Origin of the sequence: Xanthomonas sp. NCPPB 3005, assembly GCF_041228095.2 — a bacterium.
In the GTDB taxonomy this organism is placed as follows: Bacteria; Pseudomonadota; Gammaproteobacteria; order Xanthomonadales; family Xanthomonadaceae; genus Xanthomonas_A; species Xanthomonas_A bonasiae.
Map to the genome: position 1 here is coordinate 571,142 of NZ_CP166096.2, position 15,466 is coordinate 586,607.

The window sequence follows — 15,466 nt, forward strand, 5'->3', positions numbered from 1 at the left end:
CCCCTTGCCGGAGGCCACCGGTGATCGGTCCGCGCACCCCGCTAGGCAAGCCTGCGGTCCACTTGCTGGGCGACGACGATGCGCTGGCCTACCTGCGGCTCGGCGACGGCGCCCCGGTGGTGCTGGTGCATGGTGCGCTGTGCGACTACCGCTATTGGGCGCCACAACTGCGCGGCCTGTCCGAGGGCTTCGAGGTCGCCGCACTGAGCCTGGGCCAGTATTTCCCGCAGTTGCCATCGTCGCTGCGGCATCGCTTCGGCTGGCGTTGGCATGCGCAGCAGGTTGCCGGGTTCCTCGCCAGCTACGGACAGCCGGTGCATCTGGTCGGCCACTCGCGCGGCGCCGCGGTAGCCTGGCAGGTCGCGCTGCAGCGGCCGGCCGCGATCGCCAGCCTGAGCCTGTTCGATCCGGGCGGGCCGCAGCCGCAGGGCCTGCCGGAGGAGGTGGTGGCGATCCGCGCGCGGGCGATCGCCTTGCTGCGCGACGGGCAGGTCGAGGCCGGCCTGGAATGTTTCGTCGATTCGGTCAGCCAGCCCGGCGCCTGGGCGCGCAGCAGCGCGACGTTCCGGCAGATGGTGCGCGACAACGCGCAGACCTTGGTGCCGCAGATCGGCGATGCGCTGCCGGCCTACGACCGCGAGCAGGCCGCGGCCCTGGCGCTGCCGGTGCTGCTGGTCAGCGGCGAACTGAGTCCGGCGCAGTACCGCGACAACGCGTCCGCGCTGGCCGAGTGGTTGCCCGAGGCGCGCCACCACGTCCTCGCCGGCGCTTCGCACGGGATGACCTTCACCCATGCGCGGCGCTGCAATGCCTTGCTGGCCGAGTTCGTGACATCGGTACCAGTAGGTTGAAGCCACGCAGGCATCCGCGGTGACGGGACCGTCGCCCGTCGCGCGGTAGTGAGCGGTAGGGGCGCTGGCCGGCATTGCCGCGATGTGCGGCCAGCAACCGTGGTCAGCGGCAGGCGGCGGGATGGCGCTATCGCACAACTGCGGCGCTTTGTTTTCAGCGTGCTCTGCTGCGCCACCGCCACCGCCACCGCCACCGCCACATCCGCATCCGCATCCGCTTGCGTTATGCGCGTTGCGGTATGCGAGGCCGCTGCGCGGCTCCGTGCGATGGGCGCATGCAGACCAGGCGGCTGCTGCGCCGGCGCGCTCGGCGCGCTATCGCGCCGCGTGCCGCGCTTCGCCTGCGCGCGCAAACGAACCCGGCTGTGGCGAAGCGGGCTCGCCGCGATCCAGTTGCCGGTAGCCGATCGCCTCGGTCAGATGCGCGGTGGCGATCGCGTCGCTGCCATCTAGGTCGGCGATGGTGCGCGCCACGCGCAGGATGCGGTGCAAGGAGCGCGCCGACAGGCGCAGGCGATCGATGGCGTGTTCCAGCAGCGCTTCGTCGCGCGGCTGCAGGCGGCAGTCGCGCAAGGTCTCGCCGTGGCCGAGCTGCCCGTTGGGGCAGCCGGCGCGTGCCAGCTGGCGTTGCCGCGCCTGCTCCACCCGCTCGCGCACGGCCGCGCTGCTCTCGCCGGGAGCGGCATCGGCGCGCAGCGCCTGCGGCGGCAGCCGTGGTACATCCACATGCAGGTCGATGCGGTCCAGCAAGGGGCCTGAGATGCGCGCGCGGTAGCGGCGGATGCTGTCGTCGCTGCAGCGACAACGGCCGCTGGCGTCGCCGGCCCAGCCGCAGGGGCAGGGGTTCATCGCTGCGACCAGCTGGAAGCGGGCGGGGAATTCGGCGCTGCGTGCGGCGCGCGAGACGGTGACCGTGCCCGATTCCAGCGGCTCGCGCAGCACTTCCAGCGCGTGCCGGTTCCATTCGGGCAATTCGTCGAGGAACAGCACGCCGCGATGCGCCAGCGAGATCTCGCCCGGGCGCGGATGGGTGCCGCCGCCGACCAGCGACACCGCGCTGGCGGTGTGATGCGGTGCGCGGTAGGGCCGCTGCCGCCAGCGCGCCGGGTCCAGACCGCGGCCGCTGACCGAGGCGATCGCCGCCGCTTCCAGCGCCTCGGCCTCGCTGGCCTCGGGCAGAATCCCGGGCAGGCGCGAGGCCAGCAGGGTCTTGCCGCAGCCCGGGCTGCCGATCAGCAGCAGGTGGTGGTGGCCGGCGGCGGCGATCTCCAGCGCACGCCGCGCCTGCGCCTGCCCGCGCACGTCGCTCAGGTCGGGAAACGGCGTGGCCGCGGCCGGCAGGGCTTCGGCGGCGGGCAAGGTCTTGGTGCCGTTCAACAGCGCGCAGACCTCGAGCAGGGTGCGCGCGGTGAACGCCTGCACGTGCTGCGCCAGCGCCGCTTCGGGACCGTTGCCCGCCGGTACGATCAGCGTGCGTCCGGCCTGCGCGGCGGCCAGTGCCGCCGGCAGCACGCCGTCCACCGGGCGCAATTCGCCGGTCAGGGCCAGTTCGCCGAGGAATTCGTAGTGGCCCAGCGCCTGCGGGTCGAGTTGCCCGGCGGCGGCGAGGATGCCCAGCGCGATCGGCAGATCGAAGCGGCCGCCTTCCTTGGGCAGGTCGGCCGGGGCCAGGTTGACGGTGATGCGCCGCGCCGGGAACTCGTATTGCGCGCACAGGATGGCGGCGCGCACGCGATCGCGCGATTCGCGTACCGCGGCCTCGGGCAGGCCGACGATCTGCGTCGCCGGCAGGCCGCCGGACAGATGGACCTCGACCCGAACCGGAGGCGCAAGCACCCCCGCGCGGGCACGGCTGTGCACCAGCGCCAGGCTCATGGTGGCGGGTGGGTCAGGCTTGCGCGGACGGCGCGTCGCCGCTGCGCGCGGCTTCCAGCGCGGCGACGCTGCGTTCCAGCGCTTCCAGCTTCTCGCGGGTGCGCAGCAGGACCGCGCGCTGCACGTCGAATTCCTCGCGGGTGACCAGGTCGAGCTTGCCCAGGCCGGCCTGCAGCGCGCTCTTGAAGGTGCTCTGCAGTTCGTCGCGGGATTCGCGCAGGCCTGGCGGTACCAGGTCGCTGAGGCGGCGGGCGAGGTCGTCGAGGTGATTGAGGTCGATCATGGCGATGCTCCGGCAGGGAGCGCCAGACTGCGGCACCCTGCGGTTCGGGGCCATCGGTATCGGGCGCGGCGCGCTGTCGGAAAATTCCGGCGATGGGGCGCGCGAGCATTTGAACCCGGCGGCCGGGCATCGCGCAACCGCGCTATCCTGACGCCATTGTGATTGGAGAAAGCCGCATGAAGATGATCATGGCCGTCATCAAGCCGTTCAAGCTCGACGACGTGCGCGAAGCGCTCGCCGCGCAGGGCGTGGCCGGCATCACCGTCACCGAGGTCAAGGGCTTCGGCCGGCAGAAGGGCCACACCGAGCTGTACCGTGGCGCCGAGTACGTGGTCGATTTCCTGCCCAAGGTGAAGCTGGAAGTGGCGGTCACCGAGGACCAGGTCGAACGCGTGCTCGAGGCGATCGTCAAGGCGGCCGGCACCGGCAAGATCGGCGACGGCAAGGTGTTCGTGTACGACCTGGGCACGGTGGTGCGGATCCGCACCGGCGAACTGGATGCGGACGCGCTGTAGGGTCTCGGTGGGCGCTGCGCTTCTGGCGACAGGGCTGCATCGCGAGAATTCAACGGTGAGGTGCGCGGCAGCGCGGTCGTGCATCGTAGATCGCGGCGCGTGTAGCCGCTGCTTCGACGTCGCACCGCGCCGCCCGGCACTTCGCCGATCTCCATCGGCAAAACATCTCGGTCTAACGCGGCCCATACTGTTCTCTGCGCCGCGATAGACCTGCTTTCACTCCGCAACATTCGTCCGGTGCAGGGCCGCTGCGCCGGCGCGCAATGCCGATGGTGCCTTGCCGCGGCCGCACTGGCTTCGCTGATCGAATACTCCTCGGCCTTGTCGCGCTCCACGCCGTTGAACGAACGGAGCCCGGATTGCCCGGCTACGGCGAATCTCGGGGCTGACCCCCTCCTGCAGTGCGCCAGGCGGGCATCCGAAGCTCCCTGTGGGAGCGACTTCAGTCGCGACGAGCGAAGCGGTGGATTTTCCTGCTGCGGATGCAGTCGGGACTGAAGTCCCTCCCACAGTGCACCCAGCCGCTTGCCGCAAGGTCGTTGTAGGAGCGGCTTGAGCCGCGACGAGCGCAGCTCGGCACTGCACCGGCTTCGGCGAATGTCACAGCTGAAGCTCTTCTCGGTCTCCAACAGGGCGGTGATAGCTCAGGGCGATCTGCTCGCCTTGCCGCGCATACCATTTAAATACCGAATTGGGCGCGGGCCTGCGCCGCCGTTTGGCCTGACGCGAGCCAAGCCGGAATTCGACAATCCAAAGTGAGCGAATCTCTGCCGCGGCCGCGCAGCTTGTCGCGGCGTAGCGACTTGCCTACTCTGTGCGGTAATACCATTCCAATACCGGAGATCCGGAATGACGCGACGCGCTACACGGGCGGGCCTGAGTCTGCTCTCGATGACGGTGGCGCTGGGTCTCGCGCTGGCGGTCCCGGCCGCGGCGCAACCGGTCACGCGGCCGGCGCTGTTTCCGAGCCCGGTGTCGATCCGGCTCGAGGCCGGCACCGTCGCACTGGGCCGGAAGGTCGTGCTGGTCGCCGCGCCGGGCGCGGACCCTGCATCGGTCGCACTGGCCCGTCGCAGCCTGGTCTCTGCGGGGGTCGAGCACATCGCCACCGCATCGCGCCTGCCGGCCACGCTCGAACAACCGTACATCGTCGTCGGAACCGGCGAGACGGCGGTCGTCCGCGAGGCGCTGGCGCGCAGCAAGGCCGTGCAGGAAACGCACAAGGAGGGCTATACCCTCGCCAGCATCGCCACCGGCAAGGGCAGCCTGATCACGCTCGCCGGCCACGACGCCGACGGCCTGTTCCATGCCGCGCAGACCTTGCGTCAGCTTGCCGAACGCCCGGCCATCCCGACGCTGGTCATCCAGGACTATCCCGCGATGGCCATCCGCGGCACGATCGAAGGGTTCTACGGGGCGCCATGGTCGATGGCCGATCGCGCCAAGCACATCGATTTCCTCGCCCGCGCCAAGGCGAACACCTACATCTACAGCCCGAAGGACGATCCCTATGCGCGCGACCGCTGGCGCGAGGCCTATCCGGCGGCCACGCTGAAGGCGCTGGGCGGCTTGGCGGCGACGGCCAGGCGCAACCATGTCGATTTCGTCTACGCGATCTCGCCGGGGCCGTCGGTCTGCTTCTCCGATCCGGCCGATGCCAAGGCGCTGCTGCGCAAGTTCGACGCGTTTCGCGCGCTGGGCGTGCGCAGCTTCTATGTCGCGCTCGACGATATCGAATACACCAAGTGGAATTGCGAGCGCGACAAGGCCACCTTCGGTCCGTCGGGTGCGGAAGCGGCGGGCGTCGCGCAGTCGTACCTGCTCAACCTGGTGCAGGCGGATCTGGTCGCCCGGCACGCTGCGGCGTCGGAACTGATCATGGTCCCGACCGAGTACTACGACGCCAAGGAAAGCCCGTACAAGGCCGCATTGCGCCAGCATCTGGATCCGAAGATCGTCGTGCAATGGACCGGCACCGACGTCGTGCCGCCGGCCATTTCCATCCCCGATGCGCGCGCGGCGACCAAGGCGTTCGGGCGCAGGACGCTGCTGTGGGACAACTACCCGGTCAACGATTACGAAACCTCGGCCGGCCGCTTGTTGCTGGCGCCTTACACGCGGCGCGAAGCCGGCCTGTCCGCGGAGTTGGCCGGCATCGTCGCGAATCCGATGAACCAGGAGGCGCCGAGCCGTGTCGCGGTGATGGGGCTGACCGCGTTCGCATGGAACGACAAGGATTACGACGCCGAGCGGACCTGGCATGCGGCGGCGCGCGAACTGGCGGCGGGCGATGCGCGGGTGACTGCGGCGCTGCTCACCTTCTTCGATACCCAGCACCTGGCGCCGACCTTCGGCAGCCAGCCGTGGCAGGAGCAGGCGCCGCGGCTGAAGGCCATGCTCGACCGGGTTCGCGAAGCGCTTGCCGGTGGCGACGCCGACGCGCGCGGGCAGGCGCTCGCCGAGCTCGCGCGCAGCGCGGACGAGATCGCGGCGGCGCCGGGCATCATCCGCGCAGGCGTGGCCGATCCTGGATTCGCCGAACAGTCGCGCCCCTGGCTGGATGCGATGCAGGTCTGGGGGCGTGCGCTGCAGGCGACAGCAGCCGGGCTGCAGGCCGCCAATCGAGGCGACGCCGCGGCGTCAGGCTCGTTCGCCGATGCGACCCGGCTCGCCGCCGAAGCCGCGGCGATCCAGTCGATCCCCGGCGCGACGCGTTTCGGCGGGCCGGTCAAGATCGCCGATGGCGTGCTCGATCGCTTCGTGGCGGACGCGCCGACGCTGATCGAGCTGGGCGTCCCGGCCGGGTCGGCTCCGACGGCTGCGCGTTGACGGTTCGGCGGGCGGTGGCGGGGGGCGCTTCCTCCGGCCGCCGCTTGAGCCATGCACCAGTGCCGCGCGGTGCATCGTCCGCGATCGGCAGGATTTCCGGAGGCCCGCCAGCCGCTGCAGTGCAGCCGGGGAAAGGACGAAAACGCGCAAGTCGACGTGATGTTGACCAAGGCCGCTGCGCCGAGGAGGCCGTGCGCTCGTGATGTCTTGCGGCAGGTGCAAGCGGGCGACACGCCGGCGCATGCACGCTCAGTCCGCGTTCGCCCGGGCGCCGCGAACACGCAGGCGCCCGGTTCCGCCTGGGCCGATTACTCGCCCAGCGCCTCGGCCACGAACGGCGGCAGCACCTGGGTGCCGGTGTGCAGGTGCGCGCTGTAGTAGCGGGTGGCGAACGGCTTGGCCGCCGCGTCCGCCTGGCGGAAGTCGAAGCCGCCCTGCTTGCGCGCCAGGGTCACGCTCCACCAGCCGGTCGGGTAGCACGGCTGCGGGAACGGCACGGTGTGGAAGCTGGCGAAGCCGGCCTTGCCCATCTCCGCGCGCATTTCCTTGATCAGGTCCAGCAGCGCCAGCGGCGATTCGGACTGCTGCACCAGGATGCCGTCGTCCTTCAGCGCCTTGAAGCAGCTGGCGTAGAACGCCTTGTTGAACAGGCCTTCGGCCGGACCGACCGGATCGGTCGAATCGACGATGACGATGTCCACGCTGCCGGCCGGGCAGTTGGCCATGTAGGCGATGCCGTCGTCGAACAGCAGCTCGGCGCGCGGATCGGCATTGGATTCGCACAGCTCCGGGAAGTACTTCTCGGCCATGCGCGTGACCTGCTCGTCGATGTCGCACTGGGTGGCGCTCTCCACGCCCGGGTGCTTGAGCACTTCGCGCAGGGTGCCGCAGTCGCCGCCGCCGATGATCACCACGCGCTTGGGCGCGGCGTGGGTGAACAGCGCCGGGTGGCTGATCATCTCGTGGTAGAAGAAGTTGTCGCGCGTGGTCAGCATCACCGCGCCGTCGATCACCATCAGCTTGCCCCAGTCGGTGGTGTCGTAGATCTCGATCTTCTGGAACGGCGACTGCACCTCGTCCAGCTTGCCGGTGATGCGATAGCCGATGGCCGAGCCGGTGGGCTGGAAGTGTTCGATGTACCAGTTGTCGTTGGCGGTCATGCAGAAGATTCCTAGGAAAGCAAGAAAGAAGACGGACGCATCCTTCTCCCACCGGGAGAAGGTGGCGCGACGCGCCGGATGAGGGTGGGGCGCAGCCTCACGCAGCTAGACCACGCGACGCCAGACACCACCCTTCGCCGGATGAGGGCAGGGCGCGGCCTCGTGCACCCGAACCGCGCGGCACGCGAACCCTCACCAGACCCGGCTCCGCCGGGGACAGGGGCGTCAGGTCGGCGCGGATTGTAACGGAGCCCACGCGTAGCAGGCGTTACAATCCACGCCCCTTTTCCACGCCGAGCCGCCACGATGAGCGATTGGTCCCTCGACCAAGCCCGCAAGACCTATTCGATCCCGCATTGGGCCGATGGGTATTTCGACGTGGATGCGGCCGGCCGGGTGGTGGTGCGCCCGCAAGGCGCCGACGGCGTGGCGATCGCGCTGCCCGAGGTGGTGGACGCCGCGCGCGCGGCCGGCGCCAAGCTGCCGATGCTGGTGCGCTTCCCGGACATCCTGGGCGAGCGCCTGGGCAAGCTGCAGGCGGCCTTCGCCCAGGCCCAGGCCGACTGGGACTACGCCGGCGGCTACACCGCGGTGTACCCGATCAAGGTCAACCAGCACCGTGGCGTGGCCGGCACCCTGGCCAGCCACCACGGCGAGGGCTTCGGCCTGGAAGCGGGCAGCAAGCCGGAACTGATGGCGGTGCTGGCGCTGTCGCGGCCGGGCGGGCTGATCGTCTGCAACGGCTACAAGGACCGCGAGTACATCCGCCTGGCGCTGATCGGGCGCAAGCTCGGCTTGCAGACCTTCATCGTCATCGAGAAGCCGTCGGAGCTGAAGCTGGTGCTGGAGGAAGCGCGCGCGCTGGACGTCAAGCCGGGCCTGGGCGTGCGCATGCGCCTGGCCTCGCTGGGCGCGGGCAAGTGGCAGAACAGCGGCGGCGACAAGGCCAAGTTCGGGCTGTCGCCGCGGCAGGTGCTGGACCTGTGGAAGGCGCTGCGCGACACCGAGTACGCCGAGTCGCTGAACCTGCTGCACTTCCACATGGGTTCGCAGATCTCCAACGTGCGCGACATCGCCAACGGCATGCGCGAGGCCACGCGCTATTTCGTCGAGCTGTCCAAGCTGGGCGCCAGGATCAGCCACGTCGACGTCGGCGGCGGCCTGGGCATCGACTACGAAGGCACCCGTTCGCGCAGCTACTGCTCGATCAACTACGGCCTGCATTCCTACGCCAGCAATATCGTGCAGCCGCTGGCCAACGCCTGCGAGGAACACGGCCTGGCGCCGCCGCGGATCGTCACCGAGTGCGGCCGCGCGATGACCGCGCACCACGCGGTGCTGATCGCCAACGTCTCGGAAGTGGAGCAGGCGCCGGAAGGGCGCGTGCCCGACGCGCACGCCGACGAACCGGCGGCGATCCGCCACCTGCGCGAGATCCACGACGAACTGGACGTGCGCCCGGCGGTGGAGCTGTTCCAGGAAGCGCAGCATTTCCATGCCGAAGGCCTGTCCAGCTACGCGCTGGGCCAGATCGACCTGCCGCAGCGCGCGCGCATCGACGACCTGTTCTACGCCATCGCGCACGGCGTGCGCGCGCGCCTGAGCCATGAGGAAAAGAGCCACCGCCCGGTGCTGGACGAGCTCAACGAGCGGCTGGTGGACAAGTACTTCGTCAACTTCAGCGTGTTCGAATCGATCCCCGATGTGTGGGCGATCGACCAGGTGTTCCCGATCGTGCCGATCGAGCGGCTGAACGAAGCGCCGGCGCGGCGCGGGGTGATCTGCGACATGACCTGCGACTCCGACGGCATGGTCAAGACCTACGTCGAGAACGAGAGCCTGGACAGCTCGCTGCCGCTGCACGAACTGCGCCCGGGCGAGAGCTACCGGCTCGGCTTCTTCCTGGTCGGCGCCTACCAGGAGATCCTCGGCGACATCCACAACCTGTTCGGCGACACCGATGCGATCGAGGTCAGCGCCGATGGCGACGGTTACCGCATCGCCCAGCAGCGCCGCGGCGATACCACCGACGTGATGCTGGATTACGTGGGCTATGCACTGGCCGACCTGCGCGCGGCCTACGCCGAGCGCGTGGCCGCCGCGCAACTGCCGGCCGAGCAGGCGCAGGCCTTGTCGGCGGCGCTGGAAGCGGGGCTGACCGGCTACACCTACCTGTCGGACGAACCGCTGGGCTGAGTGCCGGCATGCGCTCCTTCGCCAGCAGGCGAGGAGCGCGCTCCGCGCCTGCGTGTCGCCGCGTTGTCGAACGCGCGCAGGAACGTACCGAGCGCGACCGTCGCTCCGGCGCATCCCGCACAGACGCCACGCGCCTTGTCGTCATCGCGGCACCGCTCGCATTCGCCGCTGCGGATGGACGAGCGCTGGCACCGGCCCATAAGCTGAGCGCCCCTGCCATCCCCCACCGACGCGATGCGCTACCCCGGACTGGATTTGCTGCGCGCCATCGCGATCGTGTGGGTGATGCTGTTCCACTCGTTCGTGGTCGGCGGCTTGGGGCCGGACTGGGCCTGGCTGTCGCGCTATGGCTGGATGGGCGTGGACCTGTTCTTCGTGCTCAGCGGCTTCCTGATCGGCGGCCAGGTGCTGGCGCCGCTGGCGCGCGGTGAACCGCTGCGTTACGGCGATTTCTACGTGCGCCGCGCGTTCCGCATCCTGCCGGCCTTCGCCGTGGTGCTGGCGCTGTACCTGGCCTGGCCCGGTTTCCGCGAAGCGCCGGGCATCGCGCCGTGGTGGATGTTCGCCAGCTTCACCTTGAACCTGGGCATCGACTACGCCAACCAGCAGGCGTTCTCGCATGCCTGGTCGCTGTGCGTGGAGGAGCATTTCTACCTGGTGTTTCCGCTGCTGGCGGCGCTGTCGCTGCGGCGGCCGTCGGCGCCGCGTTTCGTCGCGGTGTGCGTCACCGTGGTGCTGGCCGGCATCGCGTTGCGCACGGCCGCCTGGCTGCACGACAGCGCGCTCGAGCGCATCGGCGACGGGCTGCAACGCAACTGGTTCATCGAGGACATCTACTACCCGACCTGGAACCGGCTCGACGGCTTGCTGGCCGGGGTGGTGCTGGCCGCGATCAAGGTGTTCCGGCCGCAGCGCTGGCAGTGGCTGCAGGCGCGGGCCAACGCACTGCTGCTGGCCGGGTTGGCGGTGTGCGCGCTGGCGATGTGGCTGTTCCGCGAACGTACCGGTCTGCTCGGCAACGCGATCGGCTGGCCGGTGTTGTCGCTGGGGTTGGCGCTGCTGGCGATCGCCGGCGCCTCCACGCGCAGCTGGATCGGCCGGCGCGCATTGCCTGGGGCGGGGTGGCTGGCAGCGGTCTCCTACAGCCTGTACCTGTCGCACAAGGCCGTGTTCCATCTCATCCAGCACTGGTTCGGCGCCGCGCTCGACGGGCGCGGGCTGCTCGCCTTCGCGAGCTATGCGGCGATGGCGCTGCTGGCCGCCGCGCTGCTGCACTACGCGGTGGAGCGGCCGTTCCTGCGCCTGCGCGATCGCCGTATCCGGCGTCGCACCGCGGCCGTCGCCTGAGCGGCCCTCCGCGCACGGCCCCGGCGAAGGCATGGGCGTCTTTGGAGGCAGAGCGAATCATGCTATTTTCCGCCGTTTCATGGAAGAAGAGGGGTGCTATGCGAACGAGGGCTTGCGGATTGATCGTTGCGGCGTGCTGCGGCTTGGCCGCCGGTCAGAGTGGCGCGCAGGTGCGTACATCGCCCACCGTCGACACGAAGCCGAAGGTGCGCGAAACCTCGCCCAGTGTCCCCTTCGACAAGCCGTCGGCCGAAGCCGCGCTGGCCAAGGGACGAGCGACCATCACCGGCGTGGCCTGCGCCTACCACGACAGCCGAATTTTCCTTGCCGATAACCGCAAGGTGATGCTGTTCCCGGCAACCCCGTACTTCGCGGAGTGGGTCGCCATGCGCAAGAAGTCGGACCGGAGCAAGGAAGCGGTGCTGATGTCCAACGAGGCCTTCAACATGCGCGTGGAGACCGAGACAGACGCCAAGGGCGCGTTCCAGTTCACCGAGATGCAGCCGGGTCGCTACTACCTGGTGCTGCCCTTCCAGTTCGATCAGGCCAAGTCGCGCGATGTCTACGCGGGCAGCAGCTACGCCGGTTCGACCGAAGTGGACCACTACGAGCGTCAGGACTATACGGTCGCGCGCGACGACGAACTGTTCAAGGAAGTGGAAGTCAAGACCGATGGCAGCACGGTCAAGACGGCGATTACCGGCGGCGCCGGTATGCTCAGTGGCGGTGGTGGGCTGCTCAGCAAGATGCTGCCATGCAAGTGACGCGCACTCAGGCGCCGGGCTCGCCCACGATCGGCAGGTGCAGCGCGCACGCGGTCCGGCGGGATGTCCTCCCAGGTACGGCCGCGACCGCCGGCGACGTTCGCTGAAGGCATGCTGCCGCGCCGACTCCGGCGCGGCGCCGGCTGTCCGCGTTCGCCCATCTGTGCGGTGATGGCGCTGCGGGCCGCCGCGCTATGCGGTGGAGCGGCCGTTCATGCGCCTGCGCGGGCTGCTGGGGCGCAAGCCCGGGGAAGTACCGGTGGCTGCATGGGCCACCCCTGCCGACGCGCATCGGCGCGGCGAGCCGGTCGTGCGCGGTCTGCGCGCGGCCGCCTCACCCGGGATCGGCGTACGCCACGCGCGCCTCGTGCAGGCGCTGCTGCAGGATCTCCGCCAGGCGCGTCACTGCCGGTGCCGGCTCTGCGTCGGCACGATGCAGGTTCAAGCCCAGCGCCGGCAGCGTCGGCAGGCCGCCGGCCCCTGGCGGCAGCAGCGCCAGCGACTCGGGCAGGCCGGCCGGCGTGCGCAAGGTCAGGCCCAGGCCGGCGCGCACCGCCGCCCAGACGCCGCCCAGGCTGGCGCTGGTGAAGGCGATGCGCCACGGGATGCCGGCGCGGTCCAGTGCCGTGGTCGCCGCGGTGCGCAGCAGGCAGGGCGCCTCCAGCATCACCAGCGGCAATGGCGCCTCGCTGTGCCAGCCGCTCGGGTCCGGAAGCGGCGCCTGGGCCGCGGCAATCCAGCGCATCGGCCAGGCCGCCTGCGGCACGCGATGCGCCGTCGCGGTCCCTGCGTCCCAGACCAGCGCCAGGTCCAGTTGGCCCGCGTCGACCCGGGCCAGCAGTTCCTGATGGCGCGCGATGCGCGCTTCGATGCGCACCTTGGGATGGGCGCGGGCGAAGCGTCCCAGCACGTCGGGCAACATGTGCTCGCCGAAATCCTCCTGCAGTCCAAGCCGTACCCAGCCCTGCAGGACCGACCCGTGCAGGGCACCGGTGGCTTCGTCGTTGAGGTCCAGCAGGCGCCTTGCGTACGCCAGCAACACCTCGCCAGCGTCGGTCAGCGCCAGTCCGCGGCCGCTGCGGCGCAGCAACGTGTGGCCGGCCTGCGCTTCGAGCTTCTTCAGCTGCGCGCTGATCGCGGACGTGGAGCGCCCGTGCCGATCTGCCGCCTTGGCGAAGCTGCCCAGTTCGACGCCGGCGACGAAGCTGCGCAGCGCATCGAGATCGAAGGTGACGCGGCGCATGCTGTCGATCCTGTTTTATCGAAGATTTGATGCTGAATTTCCCGATTTTCAGGAACATCTTCGGTGGCTAGGCTGTGCGCAGTCAATCTCCAGCACGAGACGCCAATGTCCGATACATGCCAGCCTTCTGCATCCTTGTTCGGTGATATCGCGCCGAAATTCGCGCAACTGACCGATGACGTGCTGTTCGCCGACCTGTGGCAGCGCCCCGCGCTGTCGCCGCGCGAGCGCAGCCTGGTCACGGTGGCGGCGCTGGTCGCGCTGTACCGGCCGCAGCAGTTGCCGTTCCATTTGTGCCGCGCGCTGGACAACGGCCTCGGCCGCGACGAACTGGCCGAAGCGATCACCCATCTGGCGTTCTACGCCGGTTGGCCGTGCGCCGCCTCGGCGCTGCCGCTGCTGCGCGCCGCGACCGCGTCGGCCACCTGATTCCCAAGCAGGAGACATCCCATGCCCTACGCCCGTATCTCGCTGCATCGCGGCGCCACGCCCGACTATCTGCGCGCCTTGTCCGCCAGCGTCTACCAGGCCATGCACGAGGCTTTCGAGGTGCCGGCCGGCGATTGCTTCCAGATCATCCACCAGCACGATCCAGGGGAACTGGTGTTCGACCGCCACTATCTCGGCGGACCGCGCTCGGATGGCTTCGTGCTGATCGCGATCACCGCCGGGCGGCCGCGCAGCGAGGCCCGCAAGCGCGCGTTCTACCGGCGCCTGGTGGAGCTGCTGGCGATCGCGCCGGGCATCGCGCCGGAAGACGTGATGGTGAACATCGTCACCACCGAGGCCCAGGACTGGTCCTTCGGCGGCGGCCGCGCCGGGATCGTGGCCGCGGAGGCCGGCGCATGATCGCCATGCAGTACAGCATCGCGTTGCCGGCCGACTACGACATGGCCATCATCCAGCGCCGCATCGCCGACAAGGGGCCGTTGCTGGACGGTCTGCCGGGATTGGTGTTCAAGGCCTATCTCAGCGCCGACCGCGCCGATCGCGCGCTGTCCAGCCGCAGCAACCTGTATGCGCCGTTCTATCTGTGGCGCGATGCCGAGGCGATGCGCGATTTCCTCGCCGGCGCCGCGTTCCGCGCGCTGACCGCGTCGTTCGGGCGGCCCGCGGTGCAACTGTGGACGGTGTGCGCTGCGCATCTGCACGCAGACCTGCGCGGCGCCCGCTACGCCCGGCGCGAGATCGTCGCGATCCCCGATGCCGACGCGCTCGACACGCTGGGCGACCGCGAGACCGAGCGGGCGAGGGACGATCTTGCCGCAGGCGCGCTCGCCGCGGTGAGCGCCTACGAGCCGCATGGCTGGAACCTGCTGCGCCTGCGGCTTTGGCGCGAGCTGCCGCCGCCCGCGCCGGACGTCGGTCAAGCCTATGCCGTCGGCCACGTGTCCATGCCGGCAAGCGGCGGTTGAGGCAACAGCACCCCGGCTTTGCCTGTTTGCTTTTACCATTCCCGATTCCCCACTCCCCATTCCCGGCCTCTCAATGACCCAGACCGCCCTGATTACCGGTGCCACCTCCGGTTTCGGCGCCGCCGCCGTGCGCCGCTTCGTCAACGCCGGCTGGCGCGTGATCGCCACCGGGCGCCGCGCCGAGCGGCTGCAGCCGCTGCTGGCCGAGTTCGGCGCCGAGCGCGTGCACGTGGCGGCGTTCGACATCCGCGACGAAGCCGCGCTCGATGCGATGCTGGCGGAGCTGCCGGACGCGTTCCGCGGCATCGACCTGCTGGTCAACAACGCCGGCCTGGCGCAGGGCACCGCCCCGGCGCAGGCCGCGTCGCTGGACGACTGGCGCACGATGATCGACACCAACATCACCGCGCTGGTGACCCTGACCCATCGCCTGCTGCCCACGCTGATCCAGCGCCGTGGCGCGATCGTCAACATCAGTTCGGTCGCCGCGCTGTATCCGTATCCGGGCGGCAATGCCTACGGCGGCACCAAGGCCTTCGTCAGCCAGTTCTCGCTGGGCCTGCGTTCGGACCTGCACGGCACCGGCGTGCGCGTGACCGCGATCGAGCCGGGCATGGCCGAGACCGAGTTCACCCTGGTCCGCACCCACGGCGACCAGGGCGCGTCGGACAAGCTGTACCACGGCGCGCAGCCGATGACCGCCGAGGACATCGCCGAGCAGATCTTCTGGGTCGCCACGCTGCCGCCGCACCTGAACATCAATCGGCTGGAAATCATGCCGGTGACGCAGTCCTTCGCCGGCTTCCAGGTGGCTAGGGGCCGGGAATAGGGAGTGGGGAATCGGGAATAGGAAAAACGAAAGCAGGCGTCGACGTGCTCCGCCTGCTCTGGGTCACGGTGGCCAGGCTGCCATCAGTCGCGCTCGCGCGACTGGCGAGGCAATGAAGCGGCTGGCCTACGCAGGCCAGTCGCAAGGAATGCAGGAGAA

At 69.8% G+C, this 15,466-nt stretch carries 14 protein-coding genes; 10 read left to right on the forward strand and 4 right to left on the reverse strand.

Going from position 1 to position 15,466, the window contains the following annotated elements; translation table 11 throughout:
• Positions 1 to 20: 20 nt before the first annotated feature.
• Complete coding sequence (locus AB8810_RS02655) at positions 21 to 851, forward strand: alpha/beta hydrolase (RefSeq protein WP_179570916.1); 831 nt, start codon at positions 21 to 23, stop codon at positions 849 to 851.
• 315 nt (positions 852 to 1,166) lie between these two features.
• On the opposite strand, the gene AB8810_RS02660 is transcribed toward AB8810_RS02655, so the two are convergent.
• Both AB8810_RS02660 and AB8810_RS02665 read right to left on the reverse strand, forming a co-directional pair.
• Positions 1,167 to 2,726, reverse strand: coding sequence for a YifB family Mg chelatase-like AAA ATPase (locus tag AB8810_RS02660; RefSeq protein WP_369915497.1), 1,560 nt, complete (start codon positions 2,724 to 2,726; stop codon positions 1,167 to 1,169).
• 13 nt (positions 2,727 to 2,739) lie between these two features.
• Positions 2,740 to 3,009 carry an accessory factor UbiK family protein gene (locus tag AB8810_RS02665; protein WP_009595755.1) on the reverse strand — a complete coding sequence of 90 codons (270 nt, stop codon included), beginning with the start codon at positions 3,007 to 3,009 and terminating at the stop codon, positions 2,740 to 2,742.
• Between the two features lie 176 nt (positions 3,010 to 3,185).
• Between AB8810_RS02665 and AB8810_RS02670 the strand changes: the two genes are divergently transcribed.
• Together AB8810_RS02670 and AB8810_RS02675 are read left to right on the forward strand one after the other, a co-directional pair.
• Entirely contained in the window at positions 3,186 to 3,524 is a 339-nt protein-coding gene (locus AB8810_RS02670; protein ID WP_003480503.1) for a P-II family nitrogen regulator, read from the forward strand.
• 849 nt (positions 3,525 to 4,373) lie between these two features.
• Positions 4,374 to 6,353, forward strand: coding sequence for a beta-N-acetylglucosaminidase domain-containing protein (locus AB8810_RS02675; RefSeq protein WP_369915498.1), 1,980 nt, complete (start codon positions 4,374 to 4,376; stop codon positions 6,351 to 6,353).
• Between the two features lie 308 nt (positions 6,354 to 6,661).
• Here the strand turns inward: AB8810_RS02675 and speE are convergent, their stop codons facing one another.
• Positions 6,662 to 7,513: a polyamine aminopropyltransferase gene (speE, locus tag AB8810_RS02680; protein WP_191825784.1), complete on the reverse strand. Its 852-nt coding sequence runs from the start codon at positions 7,511 to 7,513 to the stop codon at positions 6,662 to 6,664.
• Positions 7,514 to 7,819: 306 nt separating this feature from the next.
• Here speE and speA point away from each other — a divergent pair, with 306 nt between their 5' ends.
• From speA to AB8810_RS02695, 3 genes are all read left to right on the forward strand, one after another.
• Positions 7,820 to 9,709, forward strand: coding sequence for an arginine decarboxylase (speA, locus tag AB8810_RS02685; protein ID WP_206230617.1), 1,890 nt, complete (start codon positions 7,820 to 7,822; stop codon positions 9,707 to 9,709).
• Positions 9,710 to 9,943: 234 nt separating this feature from the next.
• Complete coding sequence (locus tag AB8810_RS02690) at positions 9,944 to 11,056, forward strand: acyltransferase family protein (RefSeq protein WP_369915499.1); 1,113 nt, start codon at positions 9,944 to 9,946, stop codon at positions 11,054 to 11,056.
• A 119-nt stretch (positions 11,057 to 11,175) separates the two neighbouring features.
• Positions 11,176 to 11,820, forward strand: a complete 645-nt coding sequence (locus tag AB8810_RS02695; RefSeq protein ID WP_206259709.1) for a hypothetical protein — start codon at positions 11,176 to 11,178, stop codon at positions 11,818 to 11,820.
• 334 nt (positions 11,821 to 12,154) lie between these two features.
• On the opposite strand, the gene AB8810_RS02700 is transcribed toward AB8810_RS02695, so the two are convergent.
• Complete coding sequence (locus AB8810_RS02700) at positions 12,155 to 13,063, reverse strand: LysR substrate-binding domain-containing protein (protein WP_369915500.1); 909 nt, start codon at positions 13,061 to 13,063, stop codon at positions 12,155 to 12,157.
• A 105-nt stretch (positions 13,064 to 13,168) separates the two neighbouring features.
• Between AB8810_RS02700 and AB8810_RS02705 the strand changes: the two genes are divergently transcribed.
• The 4 genes from AB8810_RS02705 to AB8810_RS02720 all read left to right on the forward strand — a co-directional run bounded on the left by AB8810_RS02705 (position 13,169) and on the right by AB8810_RS02720 (position 15,307).
• Positions 13,169 to 13,492: a carboxymuconolactone decarboxylase family protein gene (locus AB8810_RS02705; RefSeq protein WP_369915501.1), complete on the forward strand. Its 324-nt coding sequence runs from the start codon at positions 13,169 to 13,171 to the stop codon at positions 13,490 to 13,492.
• Positions 13,493 to 13,513: 21 nt separating this feature from the next.
• On the forward strand, positions 13,514 to 13,912 hold the full coding sequence (locus AB8810_RS02710) for a tautomerase family protein (protein WP_369915502.1): 399 nt from the start codon (positions 13,514 to 13,516) through the stop codon (positions 13,910 to 13,912).
• The gene (locus AB8810_RS02715; protein WP_369915503.1) at positions 13,909 to 14,478 is read left to right on the forward strand and encodes a DUF4865 family protein; all 570 of its coding nucleotides are present in this window, start codon (positions 13,909 to 13,911) and stop codon (positions 14,476 to 14,478) included. The genes AB8810_RS02710 and AB8810_RS02715 overlap by 4 nt, the downstream gene beginning before the upstream one ends.
• A gap of 73 nt (positions 14,479 to 14,551) precedes the next feature.
• Positions 14,552 to 15,307 carry an SDR family NAD(P)-dependent oxidoreductase gene (locus AB8810_RS02720; RefSeq protein WP_179570906.1) on the forward strand — a complete coding sequence of 252 codons (756 nt, stop codon included), beginning with the start codon at positions 14,552 to 14,554 and terminating at the stop codon, positions 15,305 to 15,307.
• Positions 15,308 to 15,466: the final 159 nt, after the last annotated feature.

Coding starts and splice junctions, on each gene's coding strand:
- AB8810_RS02660 (WP_369915497.1), bottom strand. CDS start 2,726: ATGAGCCTGGCGCTGGTGCACAGCCGTGCCCGCGCGGGGGTGCTTGCG.
- AB8810_RS02665 (WP_009595755.1), bottom strand. CDS start 3,009: ATGATCGACCTCAATCACCTCGACGACCTCGCCCGCCGCCTCAGCGAC.
- AB8810_RS02670 (WP_003480503.1), top strand. CDS start 3,186: ATGAAGATGATCATGGCCGTCATCAAGCCGTTCAAGCTCGACGACGTG.
- AB8810_RS02675 (WP_369915498.1), top strand. CDS start 4,374: ATGACGCGACGCGCTACACGGGCGGGCCTGAGTCTGCTCTCGATGACG.
- speE (WP_191825784.1), bottom strand. CDS start 7,513: ATGACCGCCAACGACAACTGGTACATCGAACACTTCCAGCCCACCGGC.
- speA (WP_206230617.1), top strand. CDS start 7,820: ATGAGCGATTGGTCCCTCGACCAAGCCCGCAAGACCTATTCGATCCCG.
- AB8810_RS02690 (WP_369915499.1), top strand. CDS start 9,944: ATGCGCTACCCCGGACTGGATTTGCTGCGCGCCATCGCGATCGTGTGG.
- AB8810_RS02700 (WP_369915500.1), bottom strand. CDS start 13,063: ATGCGCCGCGTCACCTTCGATCTCGATGCGCTGCGCAGCTTCGTCGCC.
- AB8810_RS02705 (WP_369915501.1), top strand. CDS start 13,169: ATGTCCGATACATGCCAGCCTTCTGCATCCTTGTTCGGTGATATCGCG.
- AB8810_RS02710 (WP_369915502.1), top strand. CDS start 13,514: ATGCCCTACGCCCGTATCTCGCTGCATCGCGGCGCCACGCCCGACTAT.
- AB8810_RS02715 (WP_369915503.1), top strand. CDS start 13,909: ATGATCGCCATGCAGTACAGCATCGCGTTGCCGGCCGACTACGACATG.
- AB8810_RS02720 (WP_179570906.1), top strand. CDS start 14,552: ATGACCCAGACCGCCCTGATTACCGGTGCCACCTCCGGTTTCGGCGCC.